15 protein-coding genes and 1 tRNA gene are annotated in these 17,020 nt (G+C 62.8%); 6 read left to right on the top strand and 10 right to left on the bottom strand.

The features are described from left to right. Positions 1–6: 6 nt before the first annotated feature. On the top strand, positions 7–906 hold the full coding sequence (locus PCA20602_RS12900; RefSeq protein WP_246182145.1) for an aspartyl/asparaginyl beta-hydroxylase domain-containing protein: 900 nt from the start codon (positions 7–9) through the stop codon (positions 904–906). Positions 907–1,024: 118 nt separating this feature from the next. On the opposite strand, the gene PCA20602_RS12895 is transcribed toward PCA20602_RS12900, so the two are convergent. From PCA20602_RS12895 to cysS, 8 genes are all read right to left on the bottom strand, one after another. Continuing rightward, positions 1,025–2,257, bottom strand: a complete 1,233-nt coding sequence (locus PCA20602_RS12895) for an MFS transporter (RefSeq protein WP_174981071.1) — start codon at positions 2,255–2,257, stop codon at positions 1,025–1,027. A gap of 155 nt (positions 2,258–2,412) precedes the next feature. After that, a complete protein-coding gene (locus PCA20602_RS12890) occupies positions 2,413–2,754 on the bottom strand; it encodes an FKBP-type peptidyl-prolyl cis-trans isomerase (protein ID WP_069345115.1) in 342 nt (113 codons plus the stop codon). Positions 2,755–2,912: 158 nt separating this feature from the next. Further along, a tRNA-Ser gene (locus PCA20602_RS12885) sits at positions 2,913–3,006 on the bottom strand. A gap of 256 nt (positions 3,007–3,262) precedes the next feature. Continuing rightward, entirely contained in the window at positions 3,263–4,513 is a 1,251-nt protein-coding gene (locus tag PCA20602_RS12880; RefSeq protein ID WP_069345114.1) for an aspartate kinase, read from the bottom strand. Between the two features lie 778 nt (positions 4,514–5,291). After that, on the bottom strand, positions 5,292–6,758 hold the full coding sequence (gene tilS, locus PCA20602_RS12875) for a tRNA lysidine(34) synthetase TilS (protein ID WP_174981069.1): 1,467 nt from the start codon (positions 6,756–6,758) through the stop codon (positions 5,292–5,294). A gap of 115 nt (positions 6,759–6,873) precedes the next feature. Beyond that, on the bottom strand, positions 6,874–7,842 hold the full coding sequence (locus PCA20602_RS12870) for an acetyl-CoA carboxylase carboxyltransferase subunit alpha (protein ID WP_069345112.1): 969 nt from the start codon (positions 7,840–7,842) through the stop codon (positions 6,874–6,876). A gap of 201 nt (positions 7,843–8,043) precedes the next feature. After that, a complete protein-coding gene (locus PCA20602_RS12865; RefSeq protein ID WP_150721553.1) occupies positions 8,044–9,192 on the bottom strand; it encodes an endonuclease III domain-containing protein in 1,149 nt (382 codons plus the stop codon). 26 nt (positions 9,193–9,218) lie between these two features. Continuing rightward, positions 9,219–10,622, bottom strand: coding sequence for a cysteine--tRNA ligase (gene cysS / locus PCA20602_RS12860; protein WP_150721552.1), 1,404 nt, complete (start codon positions 10,620–10,622; stop codon positions 9,219–9,221). A gap of 256 nt (positions 10,623–10,878) precedes the next feature. Here cysS and PCA20602_RS12855 point away from each other — a divergent pair, with 256 nt between their 5' ends. From PCA20602_RS12855 to PCA20602_RS12840, 4 genes are read left to right on the top strand one after another with little or no spacing between them, the layout of a single operon-like run. Further along, positions 10,879–11,595 (top strand): tetratricopeptide repeat protein, encoded by a 717-nt coding sequence (locus tag PCA20602_RS12855; protein ID WP_174981066.1) that lies wholly within the window; start codon positions 10,879–10,881, stop codon positions 11,593–11,595. A 49-nt stretch (positions 11,596–11,644) separates the two neighbouring features. Further along, entirely contained in the window at positions 11,645–12,250 is a 606-nt protein-coding gene (locus tag PCA20602_RS12850; RefSeq protein ID WP_150721550.1) for a peptidylprolyl isomerase, read from the top strand. A gap of 45 nt (positions 12,251–12,295) precedes the next feature. Continuing rightward, on the top strand, positions 12,296–12,790 hold the full coding sequence (locus PCA20602_RS12845; RefSeq protein ID WP_150668310.1) for a peptidylprolyl isomerase: 495 nt from the start codon (positions 12,296–12,298) through the stop codon (positions 12,788–12,790). 28 nt (positions 12,791–12,818) lie between these two features. After that, positions 12,819–13,664: a UDP-2,3-diacylglucosamine diphosphatase gene (locus tag PCA20602_RS12840; RefSeq protein WP_246182144.1), complete on the top strand. Its 846-nt coding sequence runs from the start codon at positions 12,819–12,821 to the stop codon at positions 13,662–13,664. A gap of 133 nt (positions 13,665–13,797) precedes the next feature. Here the strand turns inward: PCA20602_RS12840 and cysE are convergent, their stop codons facing one another. Further along, complete coding sequence (cysE, locus tag PCA20602_RS12835) at positions 13,798–14,607, bottom strand: serine O-acetyltransferase (protein WP_150721549.1); 810 nt, start codon at positions 14,605–14,607, stop codon at positions 13,798–13,800. Between the two features lie 326 nt (positions 14,608–14,933). Beyond that, positions 14,934–15,743, bottom strand: coding sequence for an RNA methyltransferase (locus PCA20602_RS12830; RefSeq protein WP_150721548.1), 810 nt, complete (start codon positions 15,741–15,743; stop codon positions 14,934–14,936). Between the two features lie 310 nt (positions 15,744–16,053). Between PCA20602_RS12830 and PCA20602_RS12825 the strand changes: the two genes are divergently transcribed. Then, positions 16,054–16,920: an inositol monophosphatase family protein gene (locus PCA20602_RS12825; protein WP_174981064.1), complete on the top strand. Its 867-nt coding sequence runs from the start codon at positions 16,054–16,056 to the stop codon at positions 16,918–16,920. The last annotated feature ends 100 nt before the right edge of the window (positions 16,921–17,020 follow it).

The following is a 17,020-nucleotide window of genomic DNA, read 5'->3' as shown; positions in this document are numbered from 1 at the left end:
CCGACGTTGAGTGCTACACGATCGCCCGCGCAGAACCCTAACCGTACCCTGCCCCGCTGGCTCGCCAGATTTTTCTTTCGGTGTGTGGAAGCGGCGCAACGCAGCATCGCGCGACACTCACTGGTCGGCGATAAGCCCATCTTCGATAACGCCCAGTTCCCCTGGGTCGAAGCCATCGAGGCCCAGGCGCCAGCCATCGCGAAAGAACTCGAAGCGGTGCTGGCAACCCCGGGACGCCTGCCGGCATTCCACGAGATCTCGCCCGACGTCGCCACCATCACGCAGGACCACCAGTGGCAGACGTTCGTCTTCCTCGGCTATGGCATGCGTGCACAGCGCAATCTCGCGCGCTGCCCGGCCACGGCCAAAGCACTCGACGACATCCCCGGTCTGCGCACGGCGTTTTTCTCCATCCTCTCTCCGGGCAAGAAAATTCCACCGCATCGCGGCCCGTATAACGGGGTGTTACGCCTGCATCTTGCGTTGAAGGTGCCGCGCGAGCGCGAAAAATGCTGGATCGAGGTCGATGGCCAGCGTTATGTCTGGCAAGCCAATCGCGTGGTGATCTTCGACGACGCTTACGAGCATCAGGTGCACAACGATACGGACGAGACGCGCGTGGTGCTGTTCGTCGACTTCGAGCGTCCGTGCAAGGTGCCCGTTTCATGGCTCAACAAGCTGCTGCTGGCGTTTGCGCCGCTCACACCGGAATTGCAGCAGGCCAAAGCCAATCACGAGAAGTGGGAACGCGATTACTACGCGACACCCGAACCGGCGGCAGCATCGGCAACATCAACGACATCGGCAGCACCGGCCGCACCCGGCGCATCGCATCCCGGCACCGCAGCGAGCCGCTCACCTGTCGCGCAAGCGGAAACGGTCGGCGACGAGCGCGCCCACGGCTGATCCGTCGCGCATAAAAAAACGCCAGCGAATCGTGTTCGCTGGCGTTTTTCATTTCACCGTCATCCCTTGCCGGTGTTGCAGGCAAGATCGACCGGTCTGCGTTCGGCTTGCGTTCGACTTATGCGCGTCGACCGGTCTGCGATAGCGCATCCTGTGCGGGCGGCGGCACGAAGTTCGCCGCGAGTACGGCGACAAGCGCGGCGGCCAGCATCGCGCCGATACCGAGCGCCGCGTCGCCGAAATGCAGATAGGCGAACTTCATTGCTTCGATCACGGCGACAGCGACCACGATGGTGATCATGCTCAGCATGCCCGCCACCGTCGCCCGGTTGGGACTGTCGACCGCAAAGAGCGACTGGCGATACACCACACCGTAGCTCATGCCCATGCCGAACGCGTGCAGCGTCGTGCCGATGAGCAAGGCCGGGTAGCCGGGGGCAAGAATCGCCGTACCGACGAGCGACACGGCCGCACCGACCAGCATGGCGGCGACGCCCGTCGCGAGCAACCGGCCATTCGACCAGCGTCCGACCTGACGCGCGAGCAGCACGTTGCCGAGAATCAGCGCCGCGAAAACCGGCACCTGCAACATGGCGTACTGCATCTGCGACAGCCCCGCGCGCTCGATCAGGAACACCGGCCCGAGCGCAATCCACGTGAGCAGCGGCGTGACGGCCAGGCCCGTGAGCACAGCGCCGCGCCAGAAGCGACCACTGGAGAGCGGGAGCTTGTAGCCCTGCCACAACTGGCTGGCATTTAACGCATTGCGGTCGTGCCGTGAGAGTTCCGGCATCGTTCGGTAGAGCCCGACAAATGAGAACACGGCGACGATGGCGATGAGCCAGAAGATGCTGCGCCACGGCCAGAACGACACCACAGCGGCCCCGGCGAGCGGCCCGAACAGCGGCGAGAGCAGCGAGACATTCGCCATAAGCGCCATGACGCGCACGGCCGTCTTCTCTTCGAAGGCCTCATGCACCGTCGGATAACCGACCGTCAGCACAAAACAGCAGCCCATCCCTTGCAGGAAGCGCAGGAGGATGAACTGCGGCATCGACTGCACATAGTGCACGGCCAGACAGGCGACGATGAACATCGCGAGGCCTGAGAGCAGCACACGACGGCGACCGAAGCGATCGGCGAGCGGGCCGAGCAGCCATTGCAGGCTCGCGTTGCCGAGCATCGCGGCGGTCAGTGCCAGCGTCGTCGCTTCGGCGCTCGCGCCAAACTCGCGCGTCACCAGCGGCATGCCGGGCATGATCATGTCGTTCGAGATATAGACCGCGAACTCGAAGAGCACCAGCGAAAAGGGAAACCAGAATCTGGAAACAGACGTTACTGAGTGAGACACCTCGTAAAGGCTCCTTTGTATCACCGGCGCTCGTGACGCCGGCACACATGAATTTGAAACGTCGAAAAGACAACACCCCCGGCGCCTGCGAGGCACCGGGGGTGTCTGTTGCTTCGACCGTGCCGCTAAGTGTGTGACTTGCGGCGTTCGATGCTTCAGACGTCCAACAGATCGACCTCGAAGACCAGGGTGGCGTTCGGCGGAATCACGCCGCCTGCACCGCGTGCACCGTAGCCCAGTTCGGCCGGAATAATGAGCTTGCGCTTGCCGCCGACCTTCATGCCCTGAACGCCTTCGTCCCAGCCACGAATGACCATGCCGCCGCCGAGAACGAAATCGAACGGCTGATTACGATCCTTGCTGGAATCGAATTTCTTGCCGTCGGTGAGCCAGCCCGTGTAGTGAACGGAGACGCTCTTGCCTGCAACAGCTTCTGCGCCATCGCCCACTTGCAGGTCTTCGTATTGCAGGCCGGAATCGGTAGTGATAGTCGACATGATTGTCCTCGCTCGAAATTCGACGGAAAGATAACGGGGGTGCTACTTTACCTTATTCACGCACGGCTGCGTACCTATGCCGCACAAGAACAATGGGGATAGCCGAAAAAGAAAAAGCCCCGCGAGTCCTCGAACTCGCGGGGCTTTGTCACCGCTTTTGGCGGAGACGGAGGGATTCGAACCCTCGATCCAGGTTTTGGCCCAGATGCTCCCTTAGCAGGGGAGTGCCTTCGACCTCTCGGCCACGTCTCCCAAACTTGCGTTGCACCAGGGAGGTGATGCAACGAAGCCGTGATACTACCTACTGTTCTCGATGCCGTCAAACATTATCCGCATCGAAATCCAACTTTTTTTGCGTACGTGTCATGCGCTCGACACGTTCCGAGGAAATTTCCCGCATCTACGCGCGAATTTTCCGCGACGCACCGCATGCATCCCACTCGCATGCGGCGCGTTTTTCCGCAAATTTCTACTGCCGGCTCAACAACTTCCGAACCGCTTCGACGGCTTACGCCTGATCGAGTTCGAAAGCCTTGTGCAATGCGCGCACGGCGAGTTCCATGTACTTCTCGTCGATCAGCACCGAGATCTTGATTTCCGACGTCGAGATCAACTGAATGTTGATGCCCTCTTCCGACAGCGTGCGGAACGCCTTGCTGGCGATACCCACGTGCGAGCGCATGCCCACGCCGACGATCGACACCTTCGAGACCTTCGGATCGCCCAGCACTTCAGCGGCGCCGATATGGCCCTGCACATCGTTTTGCAGCAGCGTCATCGCGCGCTGATAGTCGCCGCGCGGCACGGTGAACGTGAAGTCGGTCTTCCCATCGACGCTCAGGTTCTGGATGATCATGTCGACATCGATATTCGCGTCGGCGATCGGGCCGAGGATCTGGTAGGCGATGCCCGGACGATCCGGCACGCCGCGCACGGTGATCTTGGCCTCGTCGCGCTGGAATGCGATACCCGAGATGATGGCCTTTTCCATTTGTTCGTCTTCCTCAAAAGTAATCAGCGTGCCCGAGCGCGCTTCTTCGTCGAGCGCGATCATCGGGTCGGTCAGGCTCGACAGCACGCGAGTCTTGACCTGGTACTTGCCGGCGAATTCCACCGAACGGATTTGCAGCACCTTCGAGCCGAGGCTGGCCATTTCCAGCATCTCTTCGAAGGTGACCTTATCGAGACGACGCGCTTCGTCGACCACACGCGGGTCCGTCGTGTACACGCCATCGACGTCGGTGTAGATCAGGCATTCGTCGGCCTTGAGTGCCGCGGCAACGGCCACTGCCGACGTATCCGAGCCACCGCGACCGAGCGTGGTCACGTTGCCGTTCGGATCGATGCCCTGGAAGCCGGTGATCACCACCACGCGGCCAGCGTCGAGATCGGCCATCACGCGCTTGTCGTCGATTTCCGAAATGCGAGCCTTGGTGAAAGCGCTGTCGGTCTTGATCGGTACTTGCCAGCCGGCGTAGCTCACGGCATCGACGCCGGCCTCTTTGAGGGCCATTGCCAGCAGGCCGACGCTCACTTGCTCGCCCGTGGCGGCAATCGCGTCGAGTTCGCGCGGATCCGGATTGGCCGAAATTTCCTTGGCCAGGCCCAGCAGACGATTGGTTTCGCCGGACATTGCCGACGGCACCACCACCATCTTGTGACCGGCCTTATGCCATTTGGCCACGCGCTTGGCGACATTCTTGATGCGCTCCACCGAGCCCATCGACGTGCCGCCGTATTTGTGTACGATCAGAGCCATAACATTGCTAACACATTGATTTAAAACCGTTTATGAATCCTGCGCGGATACCATCGGAAGGGTATCGGAGACGTTTCGATTCGCGGAACTTTTGATTATCGCACGAATGTATCGCGACGGCTTCGGTTTGACGCACAACGCGCTGTTGCGCCCCGCCCTGACCGTGAGTTGCAGCAGATTATGCTGTCAGCGACGGATTCGCTTCGCGACCATGCCGCATGGAATATGCGGACATATCCGATTCAGCAGGAAGAAAAGGGAGGGGCGAGGACGTATGAGGGACGTTCCGGACGTCTATCGGAGGGATTCGGGCGTTTGACGAAGACATCGGGGATGTGACGGAGAGACGTGGGCGTTTGATGGAGGCGTCGGAGGCGTGGCGGGGAGACGCGGGCGTTTGAGGGTGGCGTCGGAGGCGTGACGAGGGGACGCGGGCGTTTGACGGAGGCGTCGGAGGCGTGACGGGGGGACGCGGGCGTTTGAGGGTGGCTCCGGACGTCTGTCGGAGGGATTCGGGCGTTTGAGGGAGGCTTCGGACGGTCTGTCGGAGGGATTCGGGCGTTTGATGGGCGGGGATTGGGGGGACTCAGACGTAGCGACTTTAAGTTGGAGCCTAGTCGAGTGCCTCCAATCCCCGCTGCCCGGAAGGTTGCCAAGGATGGGGGGGCGAAGCACAGAGGTTAGAGGCGCAGAAGCACAGAAACACAGAAGCAAAGAGCGAGAGCGCGCGACAGAAGAGAAAAATCGCGCGACGCAAGCGCATCACGCAGAAGCGCCATCAAGCCTCATCACGCCAGGTCAAGTGCCATCGCGCGCCGCCCTGCGTGCGTTGGGTGCCGCCGTCCACGCCGAGGCGGGGAACAAAAACAATCTGCGTTCCTTGCCAGACGATCGGCACATTGCGCAGCCAGGCGGCCACGCCCCGACTCTGATACCAGTGCTTCAGCGACCGCGAGTGTCCGTCGGCGCGTTCGCGCCATCGCTCGCCGCCTGCCCGGGCCTTCGCGACCAGCGGCGTGGCTCGCAACACACTCTCGTCCACGCTGCCGTCGGCAGACGCTTCGTCTTCAACGGGCGTGAAGACGATGGTCCCTTTCCATTGCGGCAAGGCCCATTCGCGCTCGCCTGACCAGCGCAGCACCGCCTCGTCGACGACATCATCCGGGTCGGCGACGTCGTACACCGCCGTCCATTGCAGTTCATCGCGATACAGGCGCAATACGGCGGTACCGTGTGGCAATTCCACCGACGCCTCCGGTTGCGCATCACGAATCTGCCGCACCCATTCGTCGAGCCGCGCTTCCGGTGGTGTCGACAATCCGCGACGCACCACCCAGTAGCGCAGCAGATTCGCGAGACGCGCCGCATCCAGCGCTTGCAGACGACGGCGTTGCAGGCACTCGGCGGCGTCCGCGCGGACCACTCGCGCTGCGTCGAAGTCGAGTTGCGCGAGTTGATCGAGCAGCGTTTGCGCTTGCGCAGCGTGCCGCGCAAATCGCGCCAACGTCTCGCGGTACGCCGGGACGTGTGCCGCAATCGCGGGCATCACGTCGTGACGCAGTGCATTTCGCAGGTAATGCCGATCGTCGTTGGACGGATCTTCGACCCACGTGAGCGAACGCGCCTGAGCATACGCACGCATCGTCTCCCGCGAAACATCCAGCAACGGCCGCAGCAATCGTACCCCTCCAGCCTGCGCGCCAGCACCGGGCACCTCCCCCTCGACTGCCATCGCCGCCACGCCTGGCAGCCCGGCACCGCGCAGCATCTGCAACAGCACCGTCTCGGCCTGATCGTTCGCGTGGTGCGCGCTGAGCAACCAGTCGACGTCGTGCGTCCGGCAGCTCGACGCCAACGCTGCGTAGCGCGCCGCACGCGCTGCGCCCTCGATCCCCTGCCGGGCATCGCTCGGCACGCTCACCCGAATCGCATCGAAGGCAAATCCGCGCAAACGCGCCTCACGCTCGCACACGACAAGCCAGTCGTCGGCATGCGGGGAGAGTCCGTGATGGATGTGAATGGCGAGGGGTTGCGCGACGGCATGGCCGGCTTCGCGGCGCTTGTGCACCCAATACGCGAGTGCGTCGAGCAGCACCATGGAGTCGAGTCCCCCGCTCAGCGCAAGGGCGAGACGCGGCTCGGAAGATGACGGAGAAACGTGCTGCGAAGCGATGTTCGCAGGGAGATGTCCGGGAGCATGTGCAATGACGTGCGCCGTCAGCGCCACACGCAAAGCGACGTCCACATGTGCAACTGCCGCGTCGCATCGGGCAGATGCGAACGCGGCAGAAGAAGCATTGAGATGCGGCATCGGATTCGGCGTCATCGTCACGACGGACGACAACGCATTGGCAGGCGCCTTACTTCGCGCCGGCTTCCTTGAACTTGCCATAGCTCATCAGACGCTCGAAGCGACGCTCCAGCAATTCCTTGTGGCTGATGCCCTGGAACTGACGCAGCGAGTCGGCCAGCGCGCGCTTGAGCATGCCAGCCATGCCCAGCGGGTCACGCTGTGCACCGCCCAGCGGCTCGTTGACGATCTTGTCGATCAGGCCCAATGCCTTCAGACGGTGTGCCGTGAGACCCAGCGCTTCGGCCGCTTCAGGCGCCTTGGCAGCGCTCTTCCACAGAATCGACGCGCAACCTTCCGGCGAGATCACCGAATACGTCGAGAACTGCAACATCATGACCGTATCGGCAACCGCCACGGCCAGCGCGCCGCCCGAACCACCCTCACCGATGATCGTGGTGATGATCGGCGTCTTGAGTTCAGCCATCACATAAAGGTTGTGACCGATCGCCTCCGACTGACCGCGCTCTTCGGCATCAATACCCGGATAAGCCCCCGGCGTGTCGACGAACGTGAAGATCGGCAGCCCGAACTTCTCGGCCATCTTCATCAGGCGCATCGCCTTGCGATACCCCTCGGGACGCGGCATGCCGAAGTTACGCATCGCGCGCTCCTTCGTATCGCGGCCCTTCTGGTGACCGATGACCATACAGGCCTGACCGTTGAAACGGGCCATGCCACCCACGATAGCGTGATCGTCCGAGAAAGCGCGATCGCCATGCAGTTCGTGGAAGTCAGTGAAGATGTCGCGCACATAGTCGAGCGTGTAAGGACGCTGCGGGTGACGCGAGATTTGCGAAACCTGCCACGGCGACAGGTTTGTGTAGATGTCTTTGGTGAGCTGCTGGCTCTTCTTGGAGAGGCGCTCGATCTCTTCGGAAATGTCGACGGCGGAATCGTCCTGCACGAAGCGCAACTCTTCAATCTTCGCTTCGAGTTCGGCGATCGGCTGTTCAAAATCCAAAAAGGTGTTCTTCATCAGGTTTCCCCGGAAATGCGGCAGCGTATTGTACCGCCGGTAACGTCTACCCGATCGAGATAGGCAACTTTCATCGCCTCTCGGCTCGCAATAGCCGTCGAAAATGACTGGACGAGACGGGATGGACGCGGATTATACGGCCTCGGGTCTAAAGAAACCGTAAAACGATCAAAAAGCGCCCGATCACCGACCGGCAGTCGGTCAATACTCGACCGGCACCGGTTCGAGGCTTCGCCACATGTACCACGTGGCAACGGAGCGCCAGGGCTCCCAGTTGGCGGCGACTTCCCGCGCTTCGCTGCGCGTGACGGGCTCGCCGCTGAAGTAATTGACGCTGATCGCGTTGATCAGGCCGACGTCGTCGAGCGGCAGGACATCGGGGCGCAGCAGGTTGAACATGAGGAACATCTCGGCCGTCCAGCGGCCGATGCCCCGAATGCCGGTCAGCTCGGCAATGACGGCCTCGTCGTCCATGCTCGCCCATGCATCGACGTGCAAGGCGCCCGACTTGAAGTGCGTCGCCAGATCGAGAATGTATTCGGCTTTGCGACGCGACAATCCGCAGCCGGCCAGCGCATCGTGCCCGACCTTGATGAACTGCGAGGGGGAGAGCTTCGGGCAAATCGCCACCACGCGATCCCACACGGCCTGCGCCGCCTTCACGGAGATCTGCTGACCGACGATGGAGCGCGCCAGCGTGACGAACGGCTCGCCGCGCCCCGTCAGATGCGCGGGACCGAACTGGGGAATCAGCTTCTTGAGAATGCGGTCACGCTTCATGAGGTCGGCGCATGCCTGATCCCAGAAGTCGGGACGCGATGCCCCCGGCGCCACCGGCAAGGGCACGACACCCGTGACTGCCTGCTCGACGACATCTTTCTCGATACGCTCGATCTCGGGCGTGACGATACGCGTCTCGCCGTCACGCTTGGCAATGACACGACGCGTGCTCGCCGCCGAGGACGCGTCCGCTTTGGCAGATGTCCCGGAAGACGTCTTGCGCGGCGCTTTCGCTCCCGTCTTCGATGCCACCGGCTTGACGGCCTTCGGCAGCGGCCTGGCAGCCTTTTCCATCTTTTCTGTCTTGTCCGCGACCTTCCGGCTCGCGGTCTTGCGGGCCGTGCCGGTGCCGGACGTCTTCACGGGCGCCCTGCCCGCCGACGTCTTGCCAGCCGGTTTGGCCGACGCCGCACCGGCCGCCGTGACAGCCTTGCGCGGCGCGCGACGCACGCTGTCGCCAGCCGTCGCTGCGGATCGGGCTGGCTTCGCCACGCCCGCCGCTCCTGCCGCACGCTTGGCTGTCGTGGTCTTGGTCGCAACCTTTGCGGCTGCGGATTTACGAGTCACCATGAGTTTTTTGCCTCGATGCGTCGCGCTCAGGCACGACGCCATTCGGTGGCGCCTCCGGGACGGTCTTCGAGCACGATGCCCTCGGCCAGCAATTCGGCACGGATGCGGTCAGCTTCGGCGAAATTACGATCGCGCTTGGCCTGCGCACGCGCTTCGATACGCGCTTCGACCGACGCACGCAGCGCATCGGCATCTCCGGCACCTTCGTCGCCCGTCGCTCCCTGGAGGAACGATTGCGGATCGCGCCCGAGCAAACCGAGCGTGCCGGCCAGCCCTTGCAACTGACGCACCAGCACGGGATCACGCTGCTTGTTGATTTCACCGGCCAGTTCGAACAGCACGGAGATGGCGACTGGCGTATTGAAATCGTCGTTCATGGCAGCAGCGAAACGCTGCGCGAACGGCTCGTTCCAGTCGAGCGGCGCGCCATCGCCCACGGCGTCCTTCAACGCGGTATACAGACGCGTCAGACCGCCTCGTGCGTCGTCCAGATGGGCATCGCTGTAGTTGAGCGGACTGCGGTACTGGGCGCGCAGAATGAAAAAGCGCACGACTTCCGCATCGAACTTCGCCAACACTTCGCGGATGGTGAAGAAGTTGCCGAGCGACTTGGACATCTTCTCGTTGTCCACGCGCACGAAGCCGTTGTGCATCCAGTAATTGACGAACGTCTCACCCGTGGCGCCTTCGCTCTGCGCGATTTCGTTCTCATGGTGCGGGAATTGCAGATCCGCACCACCGCCGTGAATGTCGAAATGGTTGCCGAGCAACTGGCAGCTCATGGCCGAGCACTCGATGTGCCAGCCAGGACGACCTGCCCCCCACGGCGACGCCCACTTCGACTCGTCCGGCTCGGTCTCCTTCGCGCGCTTCCACAGCACGAAGTCGAGCGGATCCTGCTTCGCCGCATTGGCCGCCACGCGCTCGCCCGCGCGCAGGTCTTCGATCGACTTGCCCGAGAGCTGGCCGTAGCTGGCAAATTTGCGCACGGCGTAGTTCACGTCGCCATCGTCGGCCTGATAGGCATAGCCGTTACGCTGCAACGTGCCGATCATGTCGACCATCTGCGGAATGAAGTCGGTCGCACGCGGTTCGTGATCGGGACGCTGAACGCCGAGCGCGTCGGCATCTTCATGCATGGCGGCAATGAAACGCGTCGTCAGCTCGCGCATCGTCTCGCCGTTCTCGACCGCGCGCTTGATGATCTTGTCGTCGATATCCGTAATGTTCCGCACATACGTCACGCGATAGCCGAGCGTGCGCAACCAGCGCTGCACCATGTCGAACACCACCATCACGCGCGCATGACCGATGTGACAGTAGTCGTACACCGTCATCCCGCAGACATACATGCGGACTTCGCCAGCGACGAGGGGAACGAACGACTGTTTATCTCGCGCGAGCGAGTTGTAGACACGGAGTGAATCCATAGATATGCGCTTGACCGGGCGGCAACAGCACCGGACGCTGCGACGATATCCTCACGTAAAACCGGAGCAATATCGCGAGGCGGGCTGCGCGCCGTGCGGTAGAAAAAACGAACCTGCGAACCGCCTCCACCGCCACATCGAGAAATGGCGCGGGCCGGGCGCAGGTGTTTTGTTAGAATGCGGCCGAGTATAGCATCTCTTGCGCACCTCTCAGGTATCCCAAGCACCCACTATGACGCAACGAAGCCGGTCACTTTTGCACTCGTCCACGCGCATTCCTTCGCGCCTTGCCATCGGCATCCGCCCGGTCGCCGCTGCCGCTCGCAGCGCCCGCGCCCTGATGCTCGCCGGCGCCACCCTCGGCCTCGCCGGCGCGCTGTTCGCGCTGCCTGCCGGGGCACAGGCCATCACCGATCCGCCCCCGCCAGCCCCGCTGCAAACGCCGCAACAAGCCAGCGAATCGGCCATCAACAAGCTGGTCGACGCGGGGAATTTCAATGCGGCCCTGACGAAGATCGACGAGCACCTGAAGCAATACCCGCGCGACGCGCAGGTGCGCTTCACGCGCGGTCGCGTGCTGATGGAAATGGGACGAAATGCGGAAGCCATCGACGCCTTCACGGCGCTCACGCAAGACTTCCCCGAACTGCCCGAGCCGTTCAACAACCTCGCCGCGCTCTATGCCCAGGCGGGCGAGTACGACAAGGCCCGCGCCGCACTCGAGAGCGCGATTCGCAACAACCCGAACTTTGCGGTGGCCTATGCGAACCTCGGCGACATCTACGCCAAGCTCGCGCAACAGGCTTATCAGAAATCCCTGAAGCTCGCGCCCACGGCCCGTGTGTCGAATCGCGAAAAGCTACTCTCGAACATGCTGACGCCGCAACGCGCCGCGCCGGTGAGCCAAACCCCTGCCCCCGCGAAAGCGAATGACGACGCCGCGTTGAAAAACGTCGGCAAGTCGGGCAACTAAGCGCAGCGCTTTGACTCGAAGCGATTCCCCTCACGTCATGGAGACACGCATGTCCTTTCCGAATCGTCTGCGTCGCGCCGTGCTCGGCGGTGTCGGCAGCGTTATCGCCGCCGCAGCGCTGAGCAGTGCGAGCCTGCCCGCCTTCGCCCAGAACGCGCAACCACAGGTGCAGTTCAAGACGTCGCTCGGCAACTTCGTGGTCGAAGTCAACCCGAAAGCGGCGCCCAAGACGGTCGAGAACTTCCTGCAATATGTCAACGACGGCTTCTACAACGGCACGATCTTCCATCGCGTCATCAACGGCTTCATGATTCAGGGCGGCGGCTTTACCGCGAACATGGATCAGAAGCCCACGCGCGCCGCGATTCCGAGCGAATCGAAGAACGGTCTGAAAAACACGATCGGCACCATTGCGATGGCCCGCACGTCGGACCCGAACTCGGCGACCGCGCAATTCTTCATCAATGTGAAGGATAATGCGTCACTGGATTACCCCAACCCGGACGGCTTCGGCTATACGGTATTCGGCAAGGTGGTGTCCGGCATGGACACCGTCGAGAAGATCAAGGGTGTGGCCACGACCCGCAAGGGCATGTACTCCGATGTGCCCGCCACCACGGTCGTGATCGAATCGGCCAGCGTCGTCAAGCGCTGATAATCCTCCGGCCCATCAGGACCATTTCATCAGAAGGAAAGCATCATGGTTGAACTGCACACCAATCACGGCGTCATTCGTATCGAACTCGACGAAGCCAAGGCCCCCAAGACGGTCGCGAACTTCCTGAACTACGTCAAGAACGGTTTCTATGACGGCACGGTGTTCCACCGCGTCATCAACGGCTTCATGGTTCAGGGCGGCGGTTTCGAAGCCGGCATGAAGCAAAAGCCGACGGAAACGCCGATCGAGAACGAAGCCAACAACGGCCTGAAGAACGACAAGTACACGCTGGCCATGGCGCGCACGAACGATCCGCACTCGGCCACGGCCCAGTTCTTCATCAACGTGAACGACAACGACTTCCTGAACCACAGCGCACCGACGCCGCAAGGCTGGGGCTACGCCGTGTTCGGCAAGGTCGTCGAAGGCCAGGAAGTGGTCGACGCGATCAAGGGCGTGAAGACCGGCTCGAAGGGCTTCCATCAGGACGTGCCGGTCGACGACGTCGTCATCGAAAAGGCCGTGATCGTCGCGTAAGCGCACGCACTGCGAACTGCGACACTCGATGCCAGTATCGACTGCGCGGTGCCCGCAATGCCCGGTGACACCACGGGGCGACGGGCCCGCGCTTTTCATTTCCGATCTTCACCTCTCGCCGGCCCTGCCGCGTACGGTGCAAGTCTTCGAAGACTTCCTGCGCGGTCCCGCGCGTGAAGCGTCCATCCTTTTCATCCTCGGCGATCTGTTCGAATACTGGATCGGCGACGACATGCTCGATGCCGACCGGGCTCACGACGCCCGCGCCGAGGGCGCCGCAGAACCGCTCGGCGTCTTCGCACGTCGCATGACAGCGGCCATGGCGGCACTGTCGGCCAGCGGCGTGCCGATTGCGGTCATGCGCGGCAATCGCGACTTCCTGCTCGGCCGTCGCTTTGCGCAGGCCGCCGGTGCGGTCATGCTCGACGATCCGTGCGTCTTCTCGTTTCTCGGTCAGGCGCTCGTGCTCAGCCACGGCGACCAGTTGTGCACGGACGACGTGGGCTATCAGCGCTTTCGCCGGATCGCGCATTCGCCGCTGGGCAAAGCCTTTTTCCTGACGCTGCCGCTGCGCTTGCGCATGGGCATCGCGGATCGTATCCGGCGGCGCAGCGCCGCCAAGGGCGCGCATCGCATGGCGTATGCCGATGCCAACGCGAACGCCATCGCCGCCCTGCTCGACGCCGCAGGAGAGCGCACACTCGTGCACGGGCACACGCATCGCCCTGCACGGCATGCGCATGGCCGTCGCGTGCGCTGGGTACTGCCCGACTGGGAGTTCGACATCGATCCGCCGCGCGGCGGTTACCTGCAATGGGACGCCCACGGGTTGCGCGCTATCGATCTCTCACCGTCGACCGTCGCTCCCGGCTGATTCAAGCCCGAAGCAATCGGCGTCATGCGCCACCGCCAACGAAACGGCCCGCTCGAAAGCGGGCCGTCTTCACATTCGTGCGCGGGATAGTACCCATCGCGCCCATCACGCCCATCACGCCCATCGTCACGCGTCACATGTCCTGAATTTCCTTACCGAGCTTGCGCAGCTCCGCAGTATCGATCTTGCTCGCGCCGAGCGCTTCGAGATGTGCGCCGAGCTGGTTCAGCGCCGCCACCATCACGTCGATCTTGTGCGACTGATCGGTCGCATTCTCGATGAGGCCGTGAATCGCCAGCGAGACGGGATCGTCCGCGTTCGGCGTGATGCCATAGGCGGAGAATTCCGTCTTGCGTGCATGGCTGCCCGCGCCACTCGATCCGCCCGCCGGCGCATCGCCGCCCTGGCGCGGCGTGTCCGATCGCGTCTCTGCACGCACGATGCGCGCCGGATTGCCGACGGCGGTGCCTCCCGCGGGCACGGGCTTCACGACGACCGCATTCGACCCGATCTTCGCCCCCTCGCCGACCGTGAAGCCGCCGAGCACCTTCGCGCCCGCACCGACGATCACCCCCGGCTCCAGCGTCGGATGCCGCTTGGCACCGCGCGCGAGCGATGTGCCGCCGAGCGTCACGCCCTGATAGATCGTGCAGTCGTCGCCGATCACCGCCGTCTCGCCGATCACGACCCCCATGCCGTGATCGATGAAGACCCGGCGTCCGAGCGTCGCTCCCGGGTGGATTTCGATGCCAGTCAGGAAGCGGGCGTACTGCGAGACGTAACGCCCGAGCCATTTGAAGCCGGACGTCCAGCACTGATGGGCGACGCGATGCAACATCACGGCATGCAGCCCGGGATAGCAGGTGAAGACCTCCCAGTTGCTGCGGGCGGCGGGATCCTTCTGACGGATGGCGGCGATATCTTCGCGAAGACGAGTGAACATAAGCCTGATGACGGTCCTGTCGTGCGACGTCCGGCCGTCTTGGGGCGGATCGACGCGAGTTTGCAGTGGCACGAAAGCGCAACGCGGGCCGGTCGTGACCGGCGGCGAACGGCGCAGAATGTGCAGCGAGGTGCAGGGGGATGGCGCGCGCAGAAAGGCGACGCGTCACATCAGTTGGCGCAGGGCCAACAACAGTGAACGTGATAAGGCAGAGAGGCGGCGCAACGCTGGCGCAAACGGGTCATATCCGCGAGAGGCTGATAAGCTTGTGACTGAAGATTGTATGGGATTTTTCCTCAGCCCGCTTTCTCCTCGCTTTTTCGCCGTCAACGGCGAACCTTGCGCTCCAGAATGTGCTTCGCAATGCCCCGCAGAATGTTGACCTCCTCGCGCTCCAGATGACTCTTGGCGAAGAGACGGCGCAGGCGCGTCATGAGCTTCTTGGGATTGTCCGGATCGAGGAAATCGAGATCGACCAGTGCCCGCTCCAGATGCGTAAGCATGCCTTCAACATCGTCACGCGTGGCGAGCGCTTCGGCGGTCGCAGCCGAAGGCGATGGTGTCACTGCTGCGGCGACGCTCGCGATGTCGCCGCGTTCATGGGACAGACACGCCATGCGCATCTCCCACGCGATGAGTTGCACCGCTTGCGAGAGATTGAGCGAGCTGTAGACGGGATTGGCCGGAATATGCACGAGCGCATTGCAACGCTCCACATCGGCGTTCGACAAACCGGTGCGCTCGCTGCCAAAGACGAACGCGACGGCGTCGCCCTGCCCGGCGTGTTGCACGGCGATGGCCGCACTCTCGCGCGGCTCGGCATTGGGCGGACCGTACTCACGCGAGCGCGCGGAGAGCGCCACCGCCCAGCTCACGCCCTGCAATGCGGCCGCAAGATCCGGCACGACGAGTGCGTTCGCGAGCACGTCGTCTGCCCCGCTCGCCAGCGCCACCGCTTCAGGGTCACGCAGGACTTCGGCCCCTGCACGCGGCGCGGCGAGCACCAGTCGTCCGAAGCCCATCGTCTTGATCGCCCGTGCCGCCGATCCGACGTTACCGGGATGGCTCGTCTCGTTGAGCACGAAACGCACTTGATCGAACACGGACGACGGGGAGGCAGCAGCAGACTGGGACATGAGACGACGGATGGTGAAAAGCCTAGCGTGGAAAGCGAGATGATAACGCGGCTCATCGAAACGTATCGAAACTGCCTTGATACTGCCTTAAGCAACATAAAAGGGGTCAGAACGTACAGTTTCCAGAGCGCGCCGCCTGTGTTTTTGCTAAAATACGCGTTTTCGCCCTGCAATCGAGCCGCCACCCTCCGTGCGCGGCGCTTGTCGGGCATCGCTCTTGCTCAATTCGTTCGCTTTGTCCGCCTTGTTCGACGACCGGCCCAACGGGGGCCGTACGTATCGTCGGCGATGGCCTTAACAGGAATCTGTCATGCAGCATCCCATGCTCAATATCGCGGTGAAGGCCGCGCGCCGCGCCGGCCACATCATCAGCCGGGCCTCCCTCGATATCGATACCGTCAAGGTCAGCAAGAAGCAGCACAACGACTTCGTGACGGAAGTGGACAAAGCGGCTGAGCAAGCGATCATCGAAGTTCTCTTGTTGGCCTATCCCGACCACGCCATCCTCGCCGAAGAATCGGGCGAAGAGCATGGCAATTCCGGCTCGGAATACCAGTGGATCATCGATCCGCTGGATGGCACCACCAACTTCATTCACGGCCTGCCCTACTACTGCACGTCGATTGCCCTCGCCCACAAGGGCGTCGTCTCGCAAGCCGTGGTCTACGACCCGACCCGCAACGAACTCTTCACCGCCTCGCGTGGCCGTGGTGCGTTCCTCGACGGCAAGCGTATCCGTGTCTCGCGTCGTGATCGTCTGGCCGACGGCCTGATCGGCACGGGCTTCCCGTTCCGCGATCTGCAAGGCGTAGATAACTATCTGAAGATGTTCGGCACGATGACGGAACACTGCGCCGGCATTCGTCGCCCGGGTGCCGCAGCACTGGATCTGGCGAACGTGGCCGCCGGCCGCATGGACGGCTTCTTCGAGCAAGGCCTGAATCCGTGGGACATGGCCGCAGGCAGCCTGCTGATCACCGAAGCCGGCGGTCTGGTCGGTAACTACACGGGCGAATCGAACTTCCTGTTCGAAGGCGAAATCCTCGCGGGCAACCCGAAGATCTACGCGTCCATGGTCAAACTGCTCGACGCCTATTCGCTCACCAAGCGTCCGACGCCGTCGGCCAAATCCGGCAAGACCCTCTCGCTGAACGCCGAAGCCGATCCGCAAGCGTAAGCGAACACACGGGGAGCCGCGCCTGCTGCGCCCCATGCGAAAAAACCCCGGCGATGCGCAAGCATCCCGGGGTTTTTCGTTCCTGGCGCCACCGTTGGCA

This window comes from Pandoraea capi, assembly GCF_902459735.1.
GTDB classification, from domain to species: Bacteria; Pseudomonadota; Gammaproteobacteria; order Burkholderiales; family Burkholderiaceae; genus Pandoraea; species Pandoraea capi.
The sequence above is the reverse complement of the archived record's forward strand: the minus strand, read 5'-3'. Positions and strand labels throughout refer to the sequence as shown.